General features: G+C 44.0%; 19 protein-coding genes. 15 read left to right on the forward strand and 4 right to left on the reverse strand.

What is annotated here, in order from left to right; translation table 11 throughout:
• Window positions 1-20 precede the first annotated feature (20 nt).
• Genes hemC through HII16_RS06910 form a run of 5 tightly spaced genes read left to right on the forward strand, consistent with a single transcriptional unit; the run spans window position 21 to window position 5,388 of the window.
• Window positions 21-950, forward strand: a complete 930-nt coding sequence (gene hemC / locus HII16_RS06890) for a hydroxymethylbilane synthase (protein WP_169128707.1) — start codon at window positions 21-23, stop codon at window positions 948-950.
• Window positions 951-1,005: 55 nt separating this feature from the next.
• On the forward strand, window positions 1,006-1,689 hold the full coding sequence (locus tag HII16_RS06895) for a uroporphyrinogen-III synthase (RefSeq protein WP_169128709.1): 684 nt from the start codon (window positions 1,006-1,008) through the stop codon (window positions 1,687-1,689).
• A 1-nt stretch (window position 1,690) separates the two neighbouring features.
• Window positions 1,691-3,088 (forward strand): uroporphyrinogen-III C-methyltransferase, encoded by a 1,398-nt coding sequence (locus HII16_RS06900; protein ID WP_169128711.1) that lies wholly within the window; start codon window positions 1,691-1,693, stop codon window positions 3,086-3,088.
• Window positions 3,088-4,260 (forward strand): heme biosynthesis HemY N-terminal domain-containing protein, encoded by a 1,173-nt coding sequence (locus tag HII16_RS06905; protein WP_169128713.1) that lies wholly within the window; start codon window positions 3,088-3,090, stop codon window positions 4,258-4,260. The genes HII16_RS06900 and HII16_RS06905 overlap by 1 nt, the downstream gene beginning before the upstream one ends.
• Window positions 4,261-5,388 carry an MltA domain-containing protein gene (locus tag HII16_RS06910; RefSeq protein WP_169128715.1) on the forward strand — a complete coding sequence of 376 codons (1,128 nt, stop codon included), beginning with the start codon at window positions 4,261-4,263 and terminating at the stop codon, window positions 5,386-5,388.
• Between the two features lie 443 nt (window positions 5,389-5,831).
• Here HII16_RS06910 and HII16_RS06915 read toward each other — a convergent pair whose 3' ends face one another.
• On the reverse strand, window positions 5,832-6,764 hold the full coding sequence (locus HII16_RS06915) for a hydrogen peroxide-inducible genes activator (RefSeq protein ID WP_169128717.1): 933 nt from the start codon (window positions 6,762-6,764) through the stop codon (window positions 5,832-5,834).
• A gap of 306 nt (window positions 6,765-7,070) precedes the next feature.
• On the opposite strand from HII16_RS06915, the gene HII16_RS17115 reads away from it, so the two are divergent.
• The 10 genes from HII16_RS17115 to HII16_RS06965 all read left to right on the forward strand — a co-directional run bounded on the left by HII16_RS17115 (window position 7,071) and on the right by HII16_RS06965 (window position 15,507).
• Window positions 7,071-7,940, forward strand: coding sequence for a universal stress protein (locus HII16_RS17115; protein ID WP_169128718.1), 870 nt, complete (start codon window positions 7,071-7,073; stop codon window positions 7,938-7,940).
• Between the two features lie 156 nt (window positions 7,941-8,096).
• On the forward strand, window positions 8,097-8,540 hold the full coding sequence (locus HII16_RS06925; RefSeq protein WP_169128720.1) for a Na+/H+ antiporter subunit E: 444 nt from the start codon (window positions 8,097-8,099) through the stop codon (window positions 8,538-8,540).
• Window positions 8,537-8,803 carry a monovalent cation/H+ antiporter complex subunit F gene (locus tag HII16_RS06930; RefSeq protein WP_169128722.1) on the forward strand — a complete coding sequence of 89 codons (267 nt, stop codon included), beginning with the start codon at window positions 8,537-8,539 and terminating at the stop codon, window positions 8,801-8,803. The genes HII16_RS06925 and HII16_RS06930 overlap by 4 nt, the downstream gene beginning before the upstream one ends.
• Before the next feature lie 23 nt (window positions 8,804-8,826).
• Window positions 8,827-9,156, forward strand: a complete 330-nt coding sequence (mnhG, locus tag HII16_RS06935; RefSeq protein ID WP_169128724.1) for a monovalent cation/H(+) antiporter subunit G — start codon at window positions 8,827-8,829, stop codon at window positions 9,154-9,156.
• Window positions 9,156-10,136, forward strand: a complete 981-nt coding sequence (locus HII16_RS06940) for a DUF4040 domain-containing protein (protein WP_169128726.1) — start codon at window positions 9,156-9,158, stop codon at window positions 10,134-10,136. The genes mnhG and HII16_RS06940 overlap by 1 nt, the downstream gene beginning before the upstream one ends.
• On the forward strand, window positions 10,133-10,489 hold the full coding sequence (locus HII16_RS06945; protein WP_135438338.1) for a cation:proton antiporter subunit C: 357 nt from the start codon (window positions 10,133-10,135) through the stop codon (window positions 10,487-10,489). Before HII16_RS06940 ends, HII16_RS06945 begins: the two co-directional genes overlap by 4 nt.
• Window positions 10,489-12,006: a monovalent cation/H+ antiporter subunit D family protein gene (locus HII16_RS06950; protein ID WP_169128728.1), complete on the forward strand. Its 1,518-nt coding sequence runs from the start codon at window positions 10,489-10,491 to the stop codon at window positions 12,004-12,006. The genes HII16_RS06945 and HII16_RS06950 overlap by 1 nt, the downstream gene beginning before the upstream one ends.
• The gene (locus HII16_RS06955) at window positions 12,003-13,535 is read left to right on the forward strand and encodes a monovalent cation/H+ antiporter subunit D family protein (protein ID WP_169128730.1); all 1,533 of its coding nucleotides are present in this window, start codon (window positions 12,003-12,005) and stop codon (window positions 13,533-13,535) included. Before HII16_RS06950 ends, HII16_RS06955 begins: the two co-directional genes overlap by 4 nt.
• Window positions 13,536-13,790 (forward strand): hypothetical protein, encoded by a 255-nt coding sequence (locus HII16_RS06960; protein WP_169128732.1) that lies wholly within the window; start codon window positions 13,536-13,538, stop codon window positions 13,788-13,790.
• Window positions 13,783-15,507: a Na(+)/H(+) antiporter subunit D gene (locus HII16_RS06965; RefSeq protein WP_169128734.1), complete on the forward strand. Its 1,725-nt coding sequence runs from the start codon at window positions 13,783-13,785 to the stop codon at window positions 15,505-15,507. The genes HII16_RS06960 and HII16_RS06965 overlap by 8 nt, the downstream gene beginning before the upstream one ends.
• 164 nt (window positions 15,508-15,671) lie before the next feature.
• Here HII16_RS06965 and HII16_RS06970 read toward each other — a convergent pair whose 3' ends face one another.
• The 3 genes from HII16_RS06970 to plsB form a co-directional block, all read right to left on the reverse strand.
• On the reverse strand, window positions 15,672-17,696 hold the full coding sequence (locus tag HII16_RS06970; protein WP_169128736.1) for an alpha/beta hydrolase domain-containing protein: 2,025 nt from the start codon (window positions 17,694-17,696) through the stop codon (window positions 15,672-15,674).
• 472 nt (window positions 17,697-18,168) lie between these two features.
• Window positions 18,169-19,269: a galactose oxidase gene (locus HII16_RS06975; RefSeq protein ID WP_169128738.1), complete on the reverse strand. Its 1,101-nt coding sequence runs from the start codon at window positions 19,267-19,269 to the stop codon at window positions 18,169-18,171.
• A 94-nt stretch (window positions 19,270-19,363) separates the two neighbouring features.
• Window positions 19,364-21,790 carry a glycerol-3-phosphate 1-O-acyltransferase PlsB gene (gene plsB / locus HII16_RS06980; RefSeq protein ID WP_169128740.1) on the reverse strand — a complete coding sequence of 809 codons (2,427 nt, stop codon included), beginning with the start codon at window positions 21,788-21,790 and terminating at the stop codon, window positions 19,364-19,366.
• Window positions 21,791-21,811: the final 21 nt, after the last annotated feature.

Below are 21,811 nucleotides of genomic sequence, written 5' to 3' on the forward strand. Positions count from 1 at the left end.
ACAACATAAAGACCAAGGTCATGACTGAACAAACGTTAAAAATTGCCACTCGTAAAAGTGCTTTAGCCATGTGGCAGGCAGAATATGTAAAAGCACGACTGGAACACTTTCACCCAGAGCTTACCGTCGAACTGTTGCCTATGGTGACCAAGGGCGACATTATTCTTGACTCGCCACTGTCAAAAGTGGGCGGCAAAGGCTTGTTTGTCAAAGAACTCGAAGTGGCCATGCTCGAAGGCCGTGCCGACATCGCCGTGCACTCCATGAAAGATGTGCCGGTTGAGTTCCCTGAAGGTTTAGGCCTAAACGTTATCTGTGAACGTGAAGATCCACGTGATGCTTTTGTTTCTAACAGCATCAACAGTTTTGCCGAGCTACCACAAGGTGCCGTCGTTGGCACCTCAAGTTTGCGTCGCCAATGCCAAATCAAAGCCATGCGTCCAGATCTGCAAGTGCGCGATCTGCGCGGTAACGTAAATACTCGCTTAGCAAAGCTTGATGATGGTCAATATGATGCCATCATTCTTGCAGCAGCAGGCTTAATTCGCTTAGAGATGCCAGAGCGTATCCGTGAGTTTATTGAACCAGAAGTGATGTTGCCTGCCAATGGTCAAGGTGCCGTTGGTATCGAATGTCGCAACCAAGATGAACGTGTCAAAGCGTTGTTGGCACCACTTGAGCACAGCGAAACGCGTCACCGCGTTATTGCCGAACGCGCCATGAATAGAAAACTTCAAGGTGGTTGTCAGGTACCGATTGGCAGTTACGCAACGATAGAAGGCGAGCACTTGTATTTGCGTGGCCTTGTCGGCGCCACTGACGGTAGCACGATTTTACACGATGAAATATCGGGTCATATCGAGCAAGGCGAAGTATTAGGCCAACAATTGGCGCAACGTCTGCTTGATAAAGGCGCTGAGAAAATCCTCAAGCAGGTTTATGGCGACTAATCCGCTTAATATCCTGCTTACCAGGCCTCAACCCAAATCTCAGGAGCTAGCGACTGTGCTAGCTCCGATCGTCAACCACATCGAAATTTGCCCTTTATTTGAATACGCTGCGTCTGAGCAGGCGTTGACTTATCATAGCCAGTTTAGTGACATCGCCGCTGATATTATTATTTTTGTCAGCCCAGCGGCTGTTGAGTACGCCTTAAAAACCATAACCATTGAGATGCTGAGCTGCACACAGGTATTTGCCGTCGGTTACGCAACAGCCAAGCAATTGCAGCACCGTGGTTTTAGCAATATTGGCGTGCCTGAGCGAGAAACCAGTGAAGGTTTACTGCAGCTTGTGGCACTGCAACACGTTAAAGATAAACGGGTTATGATTGTGCGTGGTAATGGTGGTCGAGAGCATCTTGCGCAAGAGTTGACTAATCGCGGCGCAATTGTCACCTATAATGAAGTATATAAACGCCATTGGTTGCCGCTAAATGCAGAGCAAACCATTGAAAAATGGCGAAAACAACAAATTAATTGTATTGTAGTGACATCCACTCAAATTCTTGAAAAGCTGTTTGCGCTCATTGATGATTTGCACTTTGCCAATCAATGTACCTGGTTGGTAGTCAGTGAACGCACACGACAAAATGCCCATGCCCTTGGTTTAACCAAGGTCATCAATTGCCAGGGAGCAAGTCATCAACACATTCTGGCGAGCATAAAAGCACAGTTAATGGAAAACTAGCATGACTGAAAAAGACGACAAAAAGCAGCCTACAGCCGATAACAAACAACAAAATAAGACGGTTAGCGCAGCAGACGCGGCAAAAATAGCAGCACAGGCAAAATCAAACCTGAGCAGCAATAATGATGCAAAACCTGCTGAACAGACGAGTCCGAAAGCTGCAGATAAAACAACGGCGAAAAAGGCCAGCAAAGCAAGCGAGAAATTGACTGCAAAAGAAACTGAGCAAGCTGCTAGCGCAGGCAAAACAAAAGTAACATCGCCGCCAGTTAAAAAATCACCGACTCGACCTACAGCAAGCAATAGCAATGCTGGCAAGCCAGGCATTTCCAAAACGGCGGTATTAGCCTTGCTACTGGCCATTGGCGCCGGTGCGGCGGTAGGCTATTTATATCAATATCAAAACACCACATTGGCACAACAAGGCCAACAACTGAATCAACAAACCAAACAAAGTTTGGCTGAATTGGATCAGCACCTGCAAAAACAAATTTCCGATTTACAAAGCACACAGCAAAAGCGTGTCAGCGAAGTCATTGAGCAATTTGAACAACGCAATAAAAGTAAAATTGCCGAGCTTGAAGGCGAAATAAAACAACTGCTTGAGCGTCAACCACAAAACTGGCAGATAACCGAAGCAGAGTATTTGACTCGCATGGCTGGACGCGTACTTTGGTTAGAGAAAGATACACAAACAGCGATCAGCCTATTACACGATGCCGATGCCCGTATTAAAGAATTAAAAGACCCACGACTACTGGCTATTCGTGAGATGATCCACCAAGACATTGAATCACTGAAAACATTGCCGAAATTAGAACGCCAAGACATTATTTTGTCGCTTATGGCGCTCAGTCAACAAGTCGACAAATTGCCATTATCCTCCGTGCAAATCCCGGAGCCAATTGAAGTGACCGAAAGTAACGCACTGAGTGAAGACATTGGCGACTGGAAACAAAACTTGGCCAAATCATGGCGCAAATTCAAAGACGAATTTATAACGGTGCGCTATCGCACAGCAAACGTCGAACCTTTAATGGCCCCAGATCAGGAGCAAAACTTACTGCAAAATATGCGTCTTAAGTTTCAACTGGCACAGTGGGCAGTAAGCAAGGGTGAAAGCGAGCTATACGTTGAAAGCATGAACGATATTAGCCAATGGCTAAACGATTATTTTGATATGACTGAGGCTGCGACGCAGAAGTTTAATATGCGTTTGTCCCAGCTGCGTATAAAGCCGGTTGATGTTGACTACCCTCAGCAAATGCAATCGCAACAAGCGTTACGAAAAATGCTTGATAATAAAAGCTATGATCAACGACCGTCAACAAAGTCGCCAAGCCAGCCAAAGGATGAACCGAAAGATAACGCGTCGGAGACAACAGAGGGTAACGTTTAATGAAAAAAACTCTGTTAGTTATCGCGGTATTGATTAGTATCGCTATAGCGCCTTTTCTTATTGACGAAAAAGGCTACATACTGATCGCCATGGGCGACCTAACCCTGGAAATGACGGTTGTAAGTGCCTTGCTGATGTTAGTCATCGCCGGCTTTATTGGTATCTTGATATATTGGATGGTGCGCCTTGGATTTCGCCTAACCTCTAGCACTTGGCGCAAAATGTTGTTTGCCAGTAAAGCCAGAGCCAAACGGGAATTCCAACAAGGTTTGGGGGCATTTTTGCTTGGTGATTACCAGCGTGCAGAAAAACTTTTGGCCAGCAGCGCCGAAAACAGCGAACTAAGCAACAGCGCTTGGTTGCTCGCGGCAAAAGCTAGTCACCAAATTGGCGACAGCGCCAGCACGCAAAACTTTCTGCAATTGGTTGATGAGCATCCAGCGGCCAAACAAAACTTTAGTTTTGAAACCCTATTACTCGCCGCTCGATTGCAAATGCAAACTGGTCATTTAGATAAAGCCCGTCGTTTGCTTGATGATCATCACACCTTGATTGGCCATGACGCGCGATTAATAGCCCTAGATTGCGAAGTGAATATCGACTTAGATAAATATGATGCCGCTATCGAAGGCCTTAAACGTTTACGTAAACAAAAAAACGCTGATGCCGATGTATTATATACGCTAGAGTTTGACGCCTACCGTGGCCTATACCAACAGCTGGCGCGCAGCAAAAGCATCGATGCGGTTGGTAAGCATTACAAAGGTCTGTCTCGTAAAGAGAAGCAAAGCGAAGGCCTTATTATCGCCTACGCCGACACATTAATGGCCAATGGCTTGACCGAAAACTTTGAGAACTTGGTTTTGCCACGCATTAATGCCAAGTCATCAGCAAGCTTTATCAATGCCGTTAAGCAGTTACCGATAAGTAATGCGCAACATATTATTGACGCTATTCAAAAAATATTACAAAAAGACCCGCAAAATATCATGTGGTTGAGTGCCTTGGCGCATATTTGTTATGCAGACAATCAAACGGAAAAAGCCCACAAAGCCTTTATCAGTTTGTTTAAAATTGAAAAGCACAAGGATGACTTACTAACCTACGCACACCTATTAGAAGACATGGGTGAATACCAACAAGCAAACCGGGTTTATCAGGAAATCGTATAAGTGTTAAAGTTTTTCGCAACGGCACTGTGTCTATTCAGTGCCAGCTGTTTTGCCAGCTCCGCCAAGTTTGTCTTAGAAGCGAATCCACAGCTTGGACAAATGCAACTGCAAAAAACCAGTGACCTGTGTTACGTCGCTGAAAACACCCACAAATATCTCAGCGATCCGCAGCTAAGTCAGACTGATAAACAAGCTATTCAAGCCGGTAAGGTGTTTGATAAAAGCATCACGCTGGATAGAGTTAAGCAAACCTTAACGTTTCTCTGCAAGGTCTACCGCGAAGACGTGCGAGCAAACAGACAAAGCCGTTTACACGACAGTGACTTTGTAAAACAGCACTTTGATTTTTATCGCTGGTCCCCAGACAAACTCAAAGCTGACAGCATTGCCGACAACAGCAGCAATGAAGTCAAACAAAGACTCCTAAAACAAATCCCAGAAGAAAAGCTGTTTATCACCAAATACTATACCAAGCGATTACAGGCCAGCACGGTAAAAACTGCGCAGCATAATCAAGCCTTGTATGCATTACCCTTTGATGAGCAAGGGATGACTAAAGAGCAGGCGTTAGAAAAGAAAAACTTACTGACCCGTTTCAAATATACCCGTCAAGACATCATCAATGGTGCCTTAGATAAACAAAATTTAGCCAAGCCATTGGTATGGTTAAGCGAAGATGCTTTGCATGACGTGTTACTGCAAGGCACTGGAGTACTCGACGTCGATGGCAAAATCCGCTATTTCAATGTTCATCGTAACAATGGTATTAGCTATGATTATGCGTTAGGGAAAACCGAACAAAAACGTTATTGGTACTTTGCTGAAGTGCCGGGCATCATGGGCTACGGAGAGAAAATTGAGCAAAAAATCGCGGTTCGCCCACACGTGACCTTTGCTGGCAACGTCAACGATTTAGGCTTAGGCAAGCTTATTATGATCAGCTACCCGCTCAACCAACAACAGACCAGTCAATTAGCGATATTAGCCGATACCGGTGGCGCCTTTGATAACAACTTATTCCAACTCGACTTGTTGGTTGACAGTTACTTTGGTTGGCAAGATTACCACGCCGCCAACAAACACTTACCGGATTACGCAAACGCCTGGATCATGCTGCTTAAGCAGTAGTCTTTGTACAGTAGTTAATACACACCGTTACAAATATACAACCTTGATCAGCTTTAAGATGAAATTGAAGGGCAGCTTTGTGCCATTCTCAGAAGTAGAAAAAGAGCGCCGTGCTTCAAGGGGTCAGATCACTTGAAAATAGTTATTTCCGTTTAGTGCCAAAATAGGTCATTCACTTTACCTATTATTTTTTACCGTCATTGCGGCAAAGGCCCCACCCCCTATGACTATTCTATAAGTAAAACATTTATTCGCACAAAGCGTATGTTATTTCATTTTAGTAAAGTTTGTATTCTATTTGTTAAAAACACCTGTCAGTTTTAAGCTAAATGAATTTAATAAAGACATTTTAAATGCCCGTTACAACTTCTCTGCATTAGGTGTACTTATATGTGACAACTGAAACATTGACAGGTAAAAATATTTTGCCGAAATCCATGTCCTCAGAAATCCAAATTGACTTTACTTAGATTGGTTTTTACTAATGAGCGTATCTGCTCTGCTAATTGTCTATAAAAACTGCGATTGGGCGAATTTATTCGCCATGCCAAGACATGAGTGCGATAGAGTTGTAATTGCTCTACTTTTCTAACGCTCAGATTTTGTAGGTGGTGTATTTCAGAATGGATGTAAAGCTCGGGTAGAAAGGTTATTCCCATTTTCATCATCACCATTTGACGTAAAGCATCCAGGCTGGTGCCCTCGTAATCTCTGGCAATATTGGCGCCTAACTCTCTGCACAAAAACTCTATTTGGTGGTAGCTACTATATTCTTCTTCCAGCGTCAGTATATTCTGCCCGTTGAGGTGGTGGGTTTGGATTTTCTTTAACTTAGCCAGTTGATGATCCTCAGGGATAGTTAATTGAAGCGGTTCATGAAATAGCACTTCGGTCGTCAAGCGGGAGTTGCTAAAAGGCAGAGGAATCATTACCAAATCCAGACGCCCTTCCAATAGGTCGAGTTCTAATTTTTTTGGCATATTTTCCCGGACATAGAGTTTCAATGATGAGTAGGCATCTTGTAGGCCGGGCAAAATATGTGGCAGCAAGTAGGGCCCAACCGTGGGGGATACACCAACACGGAATGTGCCTCCTGGCCCGCGATTAATCATATCCGCTTGATCCATAAATCCACGCATTTGCTCAATAACTTGTCGAGCATTACTCAATAAATCTTTACCTGCTGGGGTTAAGGTCGCGCCGCTGCGACTACGCTCAATCAAGGTTAGATTTAGCGTTTTTTCCAAGCTATAGATTTGAGCTGTCAGAGTCGGCTGGCTGATATTCAGGCGCTCTGCTGCACCACGGAAAGTAGTCGATTCTGCCAGGCTGACAAAGTATTTCAGCTGCTTAATTGTCGGGGTGTTGAGCGCCATTCTAATACCTATTCCACGTAAATTTCACCTACAGGTGATAGATAAATACTATCAATAAAATGTAATAAGTTCTATTGTCCTATCATAGCTTGCTCTTCATAGTAAACTTTGTACTAACTTTGAAGATGATTAGGAAACGACCATTATTCAACTGGTTAAAGGCGTTCAGAAGTTCCTGCATTAAGCCTTTGCCCAGTACTATAGAACTGAGTAATTTTACTTTTTATTGTTATTGTTATTGTTATTGTTTGGGAGTGTGATTATGAGCCAATTATTTGTCGTCATCCTAATTAAGGGGCTTTGCACGTGAGCAAATCAATACTTGTCGTTGCAGACGAACATGACAACTTACCTATCAAAAAAGCTAAGAGTATAGCTGATTCACTAGATGTAACATTAGAAATCGTGCGTTTCTTAACCGACCTAGATCCTGAAGACGAAAGCCAACGTCAGCAAGCTCTAAGTGAAGCTAAACAAATTCTGATTGATGACACTTCCAACATTTGTGGTGAACACACTAAAGTAACTTGTGATGTAATCGCCACCGATGATATTGCCGATTGGATGGTGAACGCATGTAAGCAAAAGAAGTATGAATTTGTAGTCAAAGCTAGGCATCAAACAGAAAGCCTTTTTGACACTTCATTGGATTCGCTCCTGATGCAAAAACTTCCATGTCCTATATTTATAGCAAGCGATCGCAAATGGAAAAGCAAACCAGTGATCGTAGCAGCCGTTGACTTGTCAACAAAAGCAAAGCTGAAAAAAGATTACAATAATATAGTATTAAAGTGGACAGCACTGCTGTCTAATGTTTTTAATTATGAAGCACATATTATTTATAGCATTCCCGTTGCAAGGCCCTTATTAGAATTTGACGTTGTTGATAAACAAGAAGTTCTAATAAATAAACAGCCTGAAGCAGAACAAAACCTGTTATCGCTGACAACGAATTTTAATTTAGGTGATGCTCATACCCACATCACAATAGGCCCTGCGGAAAAAAACATTCCATCTATTGCTAACAAAGTAAAAGCTGATTTAGTCATCATGGGGTGTGTTGGACAAAAAGGGCTGAAAGATTTTCTATTCGGTAAAACCGCAGAAAATACCTTACATCATTTACGCACCGACATCCTAATATGTAGAGGCCGACGAGCCAAAACGAGAAAATAGATTTTGGCATCGTATGCTAGGAGTATTTATGAAACAAAGTCAAAAGCGCGTTACTAAAGGCTTTGCAGGTCTATTAATCCCTGCTAGCCATAATTTGCATGATAATGAAATCGGTTCTTATTAATGTATCTGACTAAATGGGCAATATTACTGTCAATGTTCTGGCTGTTGCTTTCAGGCTACATCCAACCTTTGATGCTTGGTTTCGGCGCCGCATCGGTCGCTGTCGTACTTGTGATCTTAAAGCGCATGGATGACATTGATAAAGAGACACAGCAAAACGGTACAGGCCTGCAAATTATTCGCTACCTTCCGTTCTTGATCGGACAAATTATTCGCTCTAGCATTCAGGTAACTCAACTCATTTGGAGATCACCAGTGACGTTGACGCCAGCCTTGGCCAAAGTAAAAACGAAACATGTTCCTCGACACAAGCGTGTTCTCTATGCAAATTCCATAACACTGACTCCCGGCACATTGGCCGTGGATTTGGTTGATGACGAATTAACAGTTCATGCGCTGCAAGAGTCATCGATTGATGAACTAACGGAAGGCGAGATGGAAAAGAAGATCGCTAGCATATGGGGTAAAAACAAATGACTATAGTTTATGCCGTGGTATGTATTGCCATTTTGGTTGTTATGGCAATAGCGCTAGCAAGAGCGTTTATCGCGCCAACCGTGTATGACCGTATTTTAGGTGTCAATATGTTTGGCACAAAAACAGTGTTGTTTATCGCTGCTCTTGGTTACCTGATGGGACGCCCTGAATTTCTCGATATTGCTATTGTTTATGCACTTATCAACTTTATAGGAATGGTCGCGGTACTGCGTTTTTTTGAGGATACGACACCTGTTGAATAGGTACCTTACTAATAAGGATGAATATGCTTTTTTTAGACATTGTCAGTAGTATCCTGCTAATTGCAGGCGTATTTTTTGGCTTGAGTGGAGCGATGGGGATTTTCAAATTCCCTGATTTTTTCACGCGCATTCACGCTGCAAGTATTACTGACTCGATCGCCACTATATTGATTATTAGCGGATTACTGCTGCAAACCTCTTTCGACTTAAACACGGCAAAGCTTTTGTTTATTTTAGTGTTTCTAATGATCACTAGCCCTACTGCTTCTCATGCTCTTGCTAAATCCGCCCGCCATGGAGGTTTACTCACACTTGCGGAAGCTAAAGAGAAACAACAGGAGAAAACGCGTTAATGGATGAGCTGATTAATTTAGTGTTGCTAGCAATGCTGGCACTGACCGCTTTACGGATTATATTCTTAAAAGATTTATTTGCCGTAGTCATGCTGTTCGGTATTTTTAGCTTTTTATCTGCGTTGATATTCATAAACCTTGATGCTGTTGATGTTGCCTTTACCGAAGCGGCAGTGGGAGCAGGCATTTCGACCGTTTTGATGATAGGGACTTTGACCCTAACTGGCCGGAAGGAAAAAGAAAACTCTCACTCTTCGATATTACCTTTACTGGTTGTATGTGTCACTGGCGCCGCACTGATATACGGCACACTCGACATGCCCGCTTTCGGCGACTTTGATAACCCCATACATCAACATGTTGCCCCTCGATATATCGAAGAATCACCAAAAGAAGTTGGATTACCCAATATGGTGACCTCCGTTTTAGCCAGTTACCGTGGTTTTGATACCCTTGGCGAAGTAGTGGTTGTATTTGCCGCCCTCATTGCCGTACTTTCTTTGTTAAGCGTTAGAAGGGAAAATAAGAAAGATGCTGCTGAGTCGGGCTTAACGAGCCATCACGTACTGCACGTCGTCGCCAAACTGATTATTCCCCTTATCATTCTTTTCGCGCTTTATGTACAGTTTCATGGTGATTTTGGTCCCGGTGGCGGCTTCCAGGCTGGAGTAATAGCGGCTGCCGCACTTATTTTATACGCCCTTGTTTTCGGCTTACCCAATGCATTCGCCGTGATCGGACCCAAATTTTTGCATTTTATGGCCTCCGCGGGCGTTTTACTGTACGCAAGCGTGGGGTTGTTCAGCATGTACAAAGGCGGCAACTTTTTGGATTACGACAAACTCTCAACGCAGCCATTAGCGGGTCAACACTACGGCATTATCATTATTGAGCTAGGGGTTGGTATTACAGTTTTTGCCGTTATGCTAAGTATTTTCTATGCCTTTAGTAGCCAGGTAGAGAGGTCAAACATCAAGTGAATTTTATTCTCGATCATTATAACTACTGGATCGTCGTGTTTTTAATGATGACTGGTTTTTACATCGTTATTTCTGCAAGTAACCTTGTTAAAAAAATTGTTGGTTTGAATGTATTTCAAGTTTCTGTGTTCATGTTTTATATCACTATGGGCAACGTCAGTGATGGCACAGCGCCTATTGTTGTTGACGGGGCAACACATTATTCCAACCCGCTACCTCATGTACTTATTCTTACTGCGATTGTTGTAGGTGTAGCCACAACCGCGGTCGGACTAGCACTCATTGTTAGAATCAAACGCGCTTATGGCACCGTTGAAGAAAATGAATTTAAAGATCAGAGTGACACCATATAATGCTTGAACAACATTTAGCTGCACTACCTATAATAATTCCATTAATTGCAGCACCTATCACATTAGTTATGGGTCGCTCATTGTTTACGTGGCTTTTTGCAACGTCAATCAGTGCATTAGCCTGTTTTTTCTCTTGGCAATTGTTAGTTACTGCGTTATCTGATGGCGTGCTAAGTTATGCACTTGGTGGTTGGCCGCCGCCATGGGGTATCGAGTTACGTGTCGACGCTGCCAATGCCTTTGTGCTGTTAGCTGTGTCTGCACTTTCAACGCTGGTATTGCTTTATTCAAAAGACAGCATTGAAAAAGAAATCGAGTCATCCAAACATACCTTGTACTACACGGCACATTTACTTTGTCTTGCAGGCCTTTCAGGAATGTTGTTAACAGGCGATGCTTTTAATCTTTTCGTTTTCTTAGAGATTTCCTCACTAGCAACTTACACGCTGGTTAGCCTAGCATCTGATCGTCGTTGTCTAACTGCTGCATTCCGTTATCTGGTGATGGGGACCATTGGCGCCACCTTTATTTTGATTGGTGTCGGCATGCTCTACATGATGACTGGAACTCTAAATATGCTCGATCTGGCGAGCAGAATAGATATCTACGAAAGCAGCCGCACGATCAACACTGGCTTGGCGTTTATTATGGTTGGCGTCAGTATTAAGCTTGCATTATTCCCCCTACATATGTGGCTACCCTCTGCTTATACCCACGCACCGTCTGCCGTTACGGCTTTTTTAGCCAGTACTGCGACTAAGGTTGCTGTATACGTAATGATTCGTTTTGTCTTCACGGTCTTTGGGGTGGAACATGTGTTTGAAGAAATGAGGATGGACCTGATTTTGATGGTGTTGGCCATTGTTGCTATCTTCAAATCTTCATATACGGCAATCGTACAAAGTAACATCAAAACCTTGCTTGCCTACAGTAGTGTCGCTCAGATTGGTTACATGATTCTCGGCCTTAGTCTCGTCAGCGTAACAGGGCTGATGGCTAGCTTTATCCATATATTTAACCACGCACTTATGAAAGGCGCGTTGTTTATGGCCGTTGGCGCGGTGTTTTATCGTGTTGGCTCCGTTGATATAAAAGCATTCAGGGGATTAGGGAAGCAAATGCCCCTCACTATGGCAGCATTTACCATCGCTGGTCTCAGTATTATAGGTGTACCTCTGACTGTTGGTTTTGTGAGTAAATGGTACTTAGTCACCGCAGCACTAGAGCAAAACCATTGGGTGGTAGCGGCTCTAGTTTTGGCAGGTTCACTATTGGCAGTCGTTTATATCGGTCGCGTGTTAGAGGCAGCCTATTTTCAGAAGTTACCTGAATCGCAAGCCCCAGATAAGGTCAAGGAAGTCTCTTGGCTTATGCTGGCTCCAATGTGGATATTGGTGTTAGCCAACATTTATTTTGGCATTGACACAAGCCTGACTACCGAAGCCGCTAGTACTGCATCTAAGTGGCTCTTCCAAAACACAGACCTGGTAACTAGCAGCCAGGAGATGCTCAAATGAATCTCTGGCAGGGCGTAGAACCTTCACAACTGATCAGTCTGTCCATTTTGGTGCCGTTGGTAGGTGCATTACTTGTTATCTCGACTGGCAAGATACCGAACCTAAGAGAAGCCGTAACCTTAACAACGGCAACTATCTTATTTACTATTGTATTGGCCATCACAGACTTTACCTTCCAGGGTGTAGAGATGCATTTGCAGTTGGTAGAGATATTTCCGGGGCTAGGCATTAGCTTTGATGTTGAGCCCCTTGGCGTGCTGTTCGCGCTGGTGGCGAGTTTCTTGTGGATTATTACCAGCATCTACGCCATTGGCTACATGCGGGGACACAATGAGCAAAATCAAACACGATTTTTCTGTTGCTTTGCACTGGCGATTAGCTCCGTTATGGCGATTTGTTTTTCAGGCAACTTGCTAACCCTATTCATATTTTATGAAGTGCTGACCCTTTCGACTTACCCACTTGTGACCCATGCCGGAAACGAGGCAGCGAAAAAAGGTGGTCGAGTTTATCTGGGTATTTTACTCGGTACGTCAATCGCTTTTTTACTCTTTGCGGTACTCGCTACCTACAGTCTAACTGGAACCTTAGATTTTCGTGCTGGTGGAATTTTTGATGACTCCCACAACAAAGTCATTCTTGGTGCCCTGCTTGTTTTATTTTGCTACGGCATTGGTAAGGCAGCAATTATGCCCTTCCATCGTTGGTTACCTGCGGCGATGGTTGCACCGACCCCAGTGAGCGCACTGTTGCATGCGGTAGCGGTGGTCAAAGCCGGCGTGTTTAGTATCTTAAAAGTTGTTATCTATATCTTTGGTTTGGATGAGCTTAAAAACCTCGCGACAACTGATATCATGCTTTATATCGGCGCCGCGACCATACTACTCTCTTCTTGCATTGCAATGACCAAAGATAACCTTAAGGCGCGCCTAGCGTACTCTACCGTCAGTCAGTTGAGCTATATTGTTGTTGGCGCATTGCTGGCGTCTTCGGTGGCGAGTGCTGGTGCGGCATTACACATCGCAACGCACGCTGTGGGTAAAATCACGCTGTTCTTTTGTGCTGGCGCGATCATGGTTGCAAGTCACAAAAAAAATATCAGTGAGATGGTTGGTTTGGGAAGACAGATGCCGATCACCATGATTGCTTTTGCTATCGGCGCCATCAGTATCATTGGCTTACCCCCGATGGCCGGAACCTGGAGTAAGTGGTACCTCACCATAGGCGCACTTGAAGCAGATAAACTATTTATTGTCGCCACATTGATGATCAGCTCGCTGCTTAATATTGCTTATCTGCTACCCATTCCTATCAAAGGTTTTTTCATTACCTCGGCTGGAGAATCAAAACCCTGGTCATGGGCAGATACCAAGGAAGCTCCTCTGCCAATGTTGATTGCACTTAGTGTGACTTCTCTGGGTTGCCTTGTGTTGTTTTTCTATCCTCAGCCCTTGATCGACTTAATTAATCTGATTCCGGGTGTTTCGACCGAAGTTGAGATTGCTAACAATTTAAATGGAGAGGGCTAAATGGCTGAACAGCATGAACCCAGCGGCTTCTTCGACAAGCCTGAAAACATTAAGAAAATGCTAATCGTTTTCTATGTAATCTGCGGCCTTTTAGTTGTCGCCGACTTTATTGTCCATCGCCATATTTATCATGACTGGGAAAATATTCCCGCTTTCTACGCTATCTATGGCTTTGTGGGCTGTGTCGTTCTGGTTTTAATCGCCAAAGAAATGCGAAAAGTGATAATGCGTGGGGAAGATTATTACGATGAATAGTGTCATACCATTTCTTCCTTTGATGGTCGGAGCTTTTGCTGCGATTCTGTTACGAGGTTGGGCGCGTAATATCATCATGTTGGTTGCTCCCATAGCCGGCGCTTTAAACCTATTAGGCATAGAGCATGGTGTGTTTTGGGGCATGGAGTTTATGAGCTACAGCCTTGAACCAGTGAAGGTAGATAAGCTCAGCTTGATGTTTGGTTATCTCTTCCATCTAGCAGCTTTGATCGCCGTCATATACGCCTTACATGTTAAAGATACGGTTCAACATGTGGCGGGCTTGGCTTACGCAGGCAGCGCGGTAGGCGCCGTGTTTGCGGGAGATTTACTGAGCTTATTTGTTTTTTGGGAGCTGTTAGCCCTAACTTCAGTATTCCTCATTTGGGCTCGTCGAACTGATCGAGCTTATGCCGCGGGCCTGCGCTACTTGATCATTCAGGTGCTGTCTGGGGTGCTATTACTGGCAGGTTTACTGATATTTGCCCAAGTGAATAACAGCCTGCTATTCACCCATATTGGCTTGGCCCATGATGGTCTTGCTGAAGTTGGCGCATGGTTAATATTTGCCGCTTTTGGTATCAAGTGTGCCTTCCCATTTGTGCATAACTGGCTTACCGATTCGTATCCAGAATCAACCCCATCAGGCACCATCTTCTTAGCGTCCTTCACGACTAAAGTTGCTGTCTACGCATTTGCTCGAGGTTTCCCGGGTGAAGAAATCCTTGTTTGGATTGGCGTGACCATGGCGTGTTTCCCAATTTTCTTTGCGGTTATCGAAAACGACCTTCGTCGAGTGTTGGCTTACAGTTTGATTAACCAAATCGGATTTATGATCGTTGGTATAGGTATTGGTACCGCTATCGCATTAAATGGTGCCGTTGCTCATGCCTTTAACGACGTTATATTTAAAGGCCTGCTGATGATGACAATGGGAGCCGTGTTGCACATGACCGGCAAGATTAATGGATCCGAGCTCGGTGGGTTGTATAAGAGTATGCCCAAAACCACCATACTCTGTATTGTCGGCGCCGCTTCCATCTCAGCATTCCCTCTTTTCAGCGGCTTTGTATCGAAGTCGATGATCATGGCTGCCGCGGTTGCAGAAGGCTATGACGTCGTTTGGTTATTATTACTGTTTGCTGCCGCAGGTGTATTCCACCACGCCGGTATTAAAATTCCGTTTTTCGCATTTTTCGCCCATGATTCTGGCATTCGCACAACAGAGCCTCCTAAGAACATGCTTATTGCCATGACCTTAGCTGCAATTGCGTGCGTTGTAATAGGTAGTTTCCCAGCACAAACGGTTTACGCCCTATTGCCTTGGGAGCATAACTATCAACCCTATGATGTCACTCACATTTTAACCCAGCTGCAGTTGCTATTCTTCTCAGCACTCGCTTTTGTGTGGCTAAACCAACGCAATATGTACCCACCTGAGTTGCCATCAACTAATCTCGATGCTGACTGGTTCTATCGTAAGCTAGCGCCTAACATTGTGCGAAATATTGCCTGTAAAACCTACGGCGCCTACGAGAAACTGGAGATGTTTGCGATTATTTCGATCAAGCAAATGATCCAGAATTCATATGATTCGGAGTTAGGTAAACCAAAAGGGTACTTCGCAAAACTTTGGCCTATCGAAACCATGGTCGTTTGGGTGGCGGGATTACTAGCGATCTATTTAATGCTCTACTACATGCTTGATCTGCTTTGATCACACGGAGTAATGCATTAGCTAATGTTCGCTACACTGTTTAGTCATTTACAGACTAATATCTACAAGTCAAAGCAAATGCATTGAGCGACAATCTAACTAAACAGCACTAGAAAAAAGGAGGCTTAGCGCCTCCTTTTTTGTTTATCGTCGTAAGGTTATTGCTATTCGCTCTGTTGCTTGTCTTGCGTGTCTTGTTTGTCTTGTTTGTCTTGTATTAGTGTCGTTGCAACTTTCTTCTTAGGTTGTTGCATACTCCACTGCCACAGCCATTTACCTTGCTGTAATACGCGACTAACGTCTCGTGGTAACAACCAGCCACTTTTTACACTCTTATCAGACATATTTTTAAGGTGATTTTGATACGCTTTTTCGTCGCTGTAGCGTTGCAAGATCTTGTCCTTACTCCAACGTAAAGTTGCACCACGAAAATCACTGATTTCATTACTGGCGAACTTATTGTATCGCAAGCTCCATGGCATAAAGGTCGCAATCGGTGCTTGAATCAAAGGGTGCTTAATACCGCCCAGCTCATGACCGTTATTATCGACCTTAGGCACCGCTGGCATGATTTCAGCCAATATCACCGGTGGTTGATTATCGATAATGCCTTGTTGCCAATGATCGCCGTAATCGACTTCATAGGCGGTATGAGGCTTATATGGTTTATCAATAGGTAACCAAGGTGGTAATTGAAAGTGTGAAAACGTGATAAGGGTTTGGTTGGCAAACCTTGGAAACGCACTACGCGGTGGCGCGTTTTCTTTTACAACCCAATTAGCAAGGTGCGCCAACAAGGCACGTAATTGCACGCGAAAATCGATTGGATTGCCTTGAAATAAGTTATCAACCTGACTTATTGCATTTAAATTTTGATGACCCTCTACATAGTGTTGCGCAGAGGCTAAGTGATAAATACGTTCGTTTTTCTTTGGTTCAACATCATAAATATCATGGGTATGAATTAGCGCTGCAGCTCGGCCCCAATACTCATAGCCCGTATTGGTATAAAAGATGTTCGGGTAAAAGTCTTCGTGATGACGTTTTAACAAGCCCTCTTTCTTATTGGTAATCGACGAGCGCACACGTTCACTGGTAAACGGGAATATATCGGTTGGGTAAAAGAAGGCGGTCATGCGATGGCCGTCGCGAGACGGTTGGGCAAATCGGTGATTAAAACTGCCTCGGCCGGCGCCAGCGGTATGGATAAACATACCATCAAAAGCTTTTTCTCCGCCCTCTGTTTCATTGAAACCTTGGTATAAGAAATGACGTAAAAAGCGGCCAGTTTGTGATACCCCAAAGGCGATGGTTTTATCAACTTGATATGGGCTGTCGGCTTGTTTTACGTAATCGGCGGTATCACGCAATATCGCTAAACCAACACCAGCAACGAGTGGGTCTTTGGTTGGGTATACTAATTCATAAATGCCTGGCTCAAAGTTGCCCGCAATCGACTTGCCGTCGGAACTAAATTGCCAACTGTCGCGTGGCACCACGCTTTTCAAACTGTCACGCCCCATACGACGCGTCAGCCACGCTTGAGATTCTTTACTAAATTCGACGGGATAAACTGTATCTATTTGTGGGCGATGAGCAAGGGACAATAACGATTTTGGCGTATCTACCGTCCAGTCGCTGCGAGCCCAACCGGCTTGGCCTAATGCTTTGGGTAATTGCGCACGTAAAACATGCTCACCGGCATTCAAATCGCCTTGCCAACCAACCCAGATCATCGACATTCCCATCTCTTGAATCAAACCATCACCAAGATGTGATGCTTGAGTTGGCATGGCGCTGCGGGGGGCAAAATTGAAATAGCGTAGCGAGGCTTTCGAGCCACGGTTAGACACTTCAATTAATGCGCCGTTGCGCAGTTTAGGATCTTGGTGCTGAATGACCACGTAGTTGGCTTTCGCACGCACCATACCGTCGCTGTCTTTGCTGGCATGCTGCAAATCAACAATCGCTGTATTGGCAGCATTTAATGGGTCGAGCGCAAATTCAAATTCACCACTGATGATCTCCAGCGATTGACCTTTGAAATTGATTTGTTTGGTCGTTTTTACGGAGTTGGCAACAATTTTTGCCTGAGCCGTTAATGGTAGCACCACCAAAAGTGTCGCTACAGCTAGCCTGGTCACATTCGCCGTCGCTTTAATAAGCCCGGCATACAATTGCCCTAACATAAACCCTTACCCTTTTTCTTGTTATCAATTCGATATTAACCTTGCGACAGCGAAATGCAAGGAATAAGCCGATATGTTGCGTATATCGCGGCTATTTTAGAAGGGTTTGCTGCAAATATTGATTAACATAAGAAAAAGCGATGCCACAAAGCCTTTAGAGAAAGGTCATGCATTGACATCGCCAAAAATTAATTTACCCGAGGGAGATAAATTATGTGTTAATAAGAGAATTACAAATCACTGTTTATGTGTTTTATAAAAAAGTACACGTAGTAGCTGCAAATAACCAATACGGTTGTTAATCCAATAGCTGAGATCCAGACGATAGGATCGTTTAGTAGAAAGCTTAAATTGTCCATGACTCTCTCCTGTGTTATCCCGTTTATTTAAACTAACTAAAGCATAGGAGATGGCCACAGGATTGATACTGATCCAGATCAACAAATATTTAAAAAATGTTAGATGATGTTGTTTACGGTAATGGAGTGTTATCTGACCATATCGTGACTTGATTTAAGACTTGCTGATTGGTTGTCATACCGCCAATGGTAAGCAATTGATCATTAAGCTTAATTAAGCCTCGATGGTCCATTGTTAGGTACTCTGTTGATATTACCTGCCAGCTATTATCGCTTGGCTCAAACAACCATAATTTAGCGTCAGGCTCAGATGGCTCGCCATTATAACCAACACCATTGTAGTTATATGGGTTACTTGAACCACCAACAAAGGCAATTTTACCAGCCACATCTATGGCCGCCATTCGATAGCGCCCTTGACCGGTAGGATGTGCAACCAATTGCCAATCAATCTTAGCTGGGTTTTTCTCATCTATACTGCCTTTAAGACATTGTGTTGCCATGGCATAGCTGCGTCTTTTTAACAGGTTAGCCTGAACTTTTACGCCATCACACACCAGCATAACGTTATCGACCAAGCCCGCCGCTTGACCAAAAACAGGCTCTCCTAAAAATGGTGCGCCTTGTTGCCAGCTATCGGTCTTGGTGTCGTAAATTTGCACTAAGTTGACATTGCCCGCGTTGTGCCAGCCACTGATCAGATAAATATAACGCTGCTGATACACCAACGCGACACTGTCATCGACTGGCACCGGCATAGGTGCGATCGATTCATAACGGTCGTGAATAACGTCATAGCGAAAGCTATCAGGTGAGGAGATTTCCGAATGGTCTTTAGCAACTGTATAGCCACCAAAGATATAAGCCTTATCGTTAATACCAACCGCAATTGCCGCCAAACGCCCTTTTAGCGGTAAGCTTGAAGGTACTGGTGTTTTCGCTTGCCAAGCGTCACTACCCACTTGCCATGCCCATACCTTGTTGTGCACATCTTGATATGTCTTACCGGCCGCCAAGCCCATAAAGCTAATAATAAACTCACCTTGCTTGGTTTGCACTTTAGCGACGGCATTATTGCTGACCGGCTCCGGCAGCGCAGGAACATCAACAGACGGCTGTGCTGCCTGAGCAACAAGTGGCAAAAATAAAGTAAATAATAAGGCTAAACGCATAACAATGGCTTTAATAAAGTGATTTGCCACAAACGTTAGCATGTTGACAAAAAGATACCAAAATTTAATGGCTAATTAAGCTGCAAACGGACACAAAAAAGGCCGGTATCTACCAGCCTTTTGTCATTTGCTTCCATTAGGTATGCAAAATACTTTGCAATACATCTGGCTCAATCAAATGCTCTAGGGTTTCATCTAGGCTGGCCAATTTATCGGTTTTGATAAAGCTACCAGTATCATCGGTTTCAATATAACCATAATCACGTAAGGCATTAACCACGGCGGTTTGCGCCTTGCGATCGATAAACTCAGGTGCATTGATGTTATGCAACTTGGACATGCGCTCTGCCAACGTTGTGGCATCGCTTTCTAACGCTGAGCGAGCAATTGGTGACGAGCTATTGACGATATTCAAAACAATAGTGTAACGCTGTACCGTTTCACTGATGCACGATGACATTAGGTTAAGCATATGGCTGCTTTTGTTCTCGGCATTAATGCTCCAGTAACCCGCTTTACTTTGCTTAATCAATTGCTGCTGTTCAAAGTACTTAAGTATCGTCTCTGTTTGTTCAACAATGTCATCATGGCTATGCCATAAGAACAACTCAGCCTTAATTAGCTGCATTAATTGTTCTACTTTAGTGTCAATTTCTTCGGTGGTTAATTTGTCGTAGGTGTTTAATAAACGACAGACCACTGACGGCAACATATAGGTGTGCAAGATATTGTTACGGTAATAACTCATCTCTAAACAAGCTTGATCAGTTAACGAGATTAATTGCCCCATTTTATCGTCAGTCACATCAACTTTATTAAGGCTGATAACCGAGTCGACTAACTCTTTACCGGATTCATGCGGAATATACACTTCCTTACTGAAAGGTGCGGCTTTTTGCACCTCAATAAAGAAATCTAGTTGCGCTTCTAACTCTTTACGCGTGAGCGCTTTGTTCTCAGACGTTAATAAAATAAGCGCCGTTAAGGTTACCGAATTCAATGCCGCGGCTTTGTTAATTTCGGTCATGACTTGATCTGCTAAGCCATTTACCGTTGGTGTTAACCATTTTGGTTTAGGCGGGTCGATAGGATCGATGCTTTCTTTCCATTCCGGCACATTGCTGTCTAAGTAATCATTGATACTGATCGGCTCACCAAAGTTGACGTAACCTTTACCATAGTTACGCAACTTGCGAATCGCTTTAATAATACCGAATATCGACTCTTTCTGTTTGCCGCTGCCTTTCAGTTCCTTGTGGTAACTGGCAACTTCCATAACGTGCTCATAACCAAGATAAACAGGCACCAAGGTTAATGGACGTTCGATGCCTTTAAGCATACTTTGCACCGTCATCGCGATCATACCGGTTTTTGGTTGCAGTAAACGACCGGTGCGGCTGCGACCACCTTCGGTGTAGTACTTAACGGGGTAACCAAGGGTAAACAGTAAGCCTAAATATTCACGAAAAATCGTTGAATATAAGCGGTTGCCACGAAAACTACGACGAATAAAGAATGCCCCCGCTTTACGGAAAATAGGCCCTGCTGGCCAAAAGTTAAGATTGATACCCGCGGCGATTCGCGGTGTAGCGACTGCCTGATGATAGATTACATAGGTCAGTAATAAGTAATCCATATGTGAGCGATGACACGGTACATAAATGATTTCATGGCCGGCTTGTGATAACTCACGCAAACGGTCGCCATTTTTCACTTCGATACCGTTGTATAAACGATTCCATAACCAGGTCAAAACACGGTCACCAAGTCGTATGGTTACCGGACGATAATCCGCGGCGATTTCTTTCATCATTCCGCGCGCCTGTTTTTTGATCTCTTCTTCGCTCTTACCTTTGGATTTTGCTTCCTCTTTAATCAAACGCTTGATCGCCGGATTGGCAAACAAGGCGGTAAACTTTTGGTGCAAATCCATTAAACGTGGGCCGGTCGTCGCCACCGATTGGCGATGAAAATGAATACGCGCCATGCGTATCAATTTTCGTGCGGCGATGTCGTCACTGCCTTGCGTATCGACCACTTGACGTAATGATACGGGCTCGCTAAAACGCACTAAGGCATCACGCCCCAAAAACAAAACGATAAAGAACTTACGTAAAAAGTTAGGAGAGGTCTCATCGGCAATCATGTCGCTGACATTGACTTTGGCTTTGCCCGGTTTACGTCCCCACAACAAGTTCGCTGGAATAAGCTTAGCGTTGCGCTCATGATCTTTTTGATGCGCCTTAAGTAACGCCGACCCTGAACTCATAGCGCGCGTTTTTCCAGGTTTCATCCAAGGAAAAATAGAGCTTGGTTTTTCCAAACAAATGCAACGATCCATTTGTTGGCCATCTACGACAACGCTTTCTAATGGATCAGGCATGTTTAGTGACTTACAGGCCATTTGCAATGCCAATAAGTCACTCGCCGATTGATGACGGACAATATAAAACACGTCTTTGTTGTCGCCCAACTCGAACGTTTCAGCGTTATCAGGAATTACCTTACACTTAACCAACAAGCGTACAGGTAAAGACAATAAAAAATAGAACAAGGCTCTCATTTTGTATTTAAAATCCTTGGC

Origin of the sequence: Thalassotalea sp. Y01 (assembly GCF_012932945.1) — a bacterium.
Lineage (GTDB): Bacteria > Pseudomonadota > Gammaproteobacteria > Enterobacterales > Alteromonadaceae > Thalassotalea_A.

Excerpts from the sequence above, each read along its gene's own strand:
- hemC (WP_169128707.1), top strand. The coding sequence starts at position 21 with ATGACTGAACAAACGTTAAAAATTGCCACTCGTAAAAGTGCTTTAGCC.
- HII16_RS06900 (WP_169128711.1), top strand. The coding sequence starts at position 1,691 with ATGACTGAAAAAGACGACAAAAAGCAGCCTACAGCCGATAACAAACAA.
- HII16_RS06905 (WP_169128713.1), top strand. The coding sequence starts at position 3,088 with ATGAAAAAAACTCTGTTAGTTATCGCGGTATTGATTAGTATCGCTATA.
- HII16_RS06915 (WP_169128717.1), bottom strand. The coding sequence starts at position 6,764 with ATGGCGCTCAACACCCCGACAATTAAGCAGCTGAAATACTTTGTCAGC.
- HII16_RS06925 (WP_169128720.1), top strand. The coding sequence starts at position 8,097 with ATGTTCTGGCTGTTGCTTTCAGGCTACATCCAACCTTTGATGCTTGGT.
- HII16_RS06930 (WP_169128722.1), top strand. The coding sequence starts at position 8,537 with ATGACTATAGTTTATGCCGTGGTATGTATTGCCATTTTGGTTGTTATG.
- mnhG (WP_169128724.1), top strand. The coding sequence starts at position 8,827 with ATGCTTTTTTTAGACATTGTCAGTAGTATCCTGCTAATTGCAGGCGTA.
- HII16_RS06940 (WP_169128726.1), top strand. The coding sequence starts at position 9,156 with ATGGATGAGCTGATTAATTTAGTGTTGCTAGCAATGCTGGCACTGACC.
- HII16_RS06950 (WP_169128728.1), top strand. The coding sequence starts at position 10,489 with ATGCTTGAACAACATTTAGCTGCACTACCTATAATAATTCCATTAATT.
- HII16_RS06955 (WP_169128730.1), top strand. The coding sequence starts at position 12,003 with ATGAATCTCTGGCAGGGCGTAGAACCTTCACAACTGATCAGTCTGTCC.
- HII16_RS06960 (WP_169128732.1), top strand. The coding sequence starts at position 13,536 with ATGGCTGAACAGCATGAACCCAGCGGCTTCTTCGACAAGCCTGAAAAC.
- HII16_RS06965 (WP_169128734.1), top strand. The coding sequence starts at position 13,783 with ATGAATAGTGTCATACCATTTCTTCCTTTGATGGTCGGAGCTTTTGCT.
- HII16_RS06970 (WP_169128736.1), bottom strand. The coding sequence starts at position 17,696 with ATGTTAGGGCAATTGTATGCCGGGCTTATTAAAGCGACGGCGAATGTG.
- HII16_RS06975 (WP_169128738.1), bottom strand. The coding sequence starts at position 19,269 with ATGCTAACGTTTGTGGCAAATCACTTTATTAAAGCCATTGTTATGCGT.
- plsB (WP_169128740.1), bottom strand. The coding sequence starts at position 21,790 with ATGAGAGCCTTGTTCTATTTTTTATTGTCTTTACCTGTACGCTTGTTG.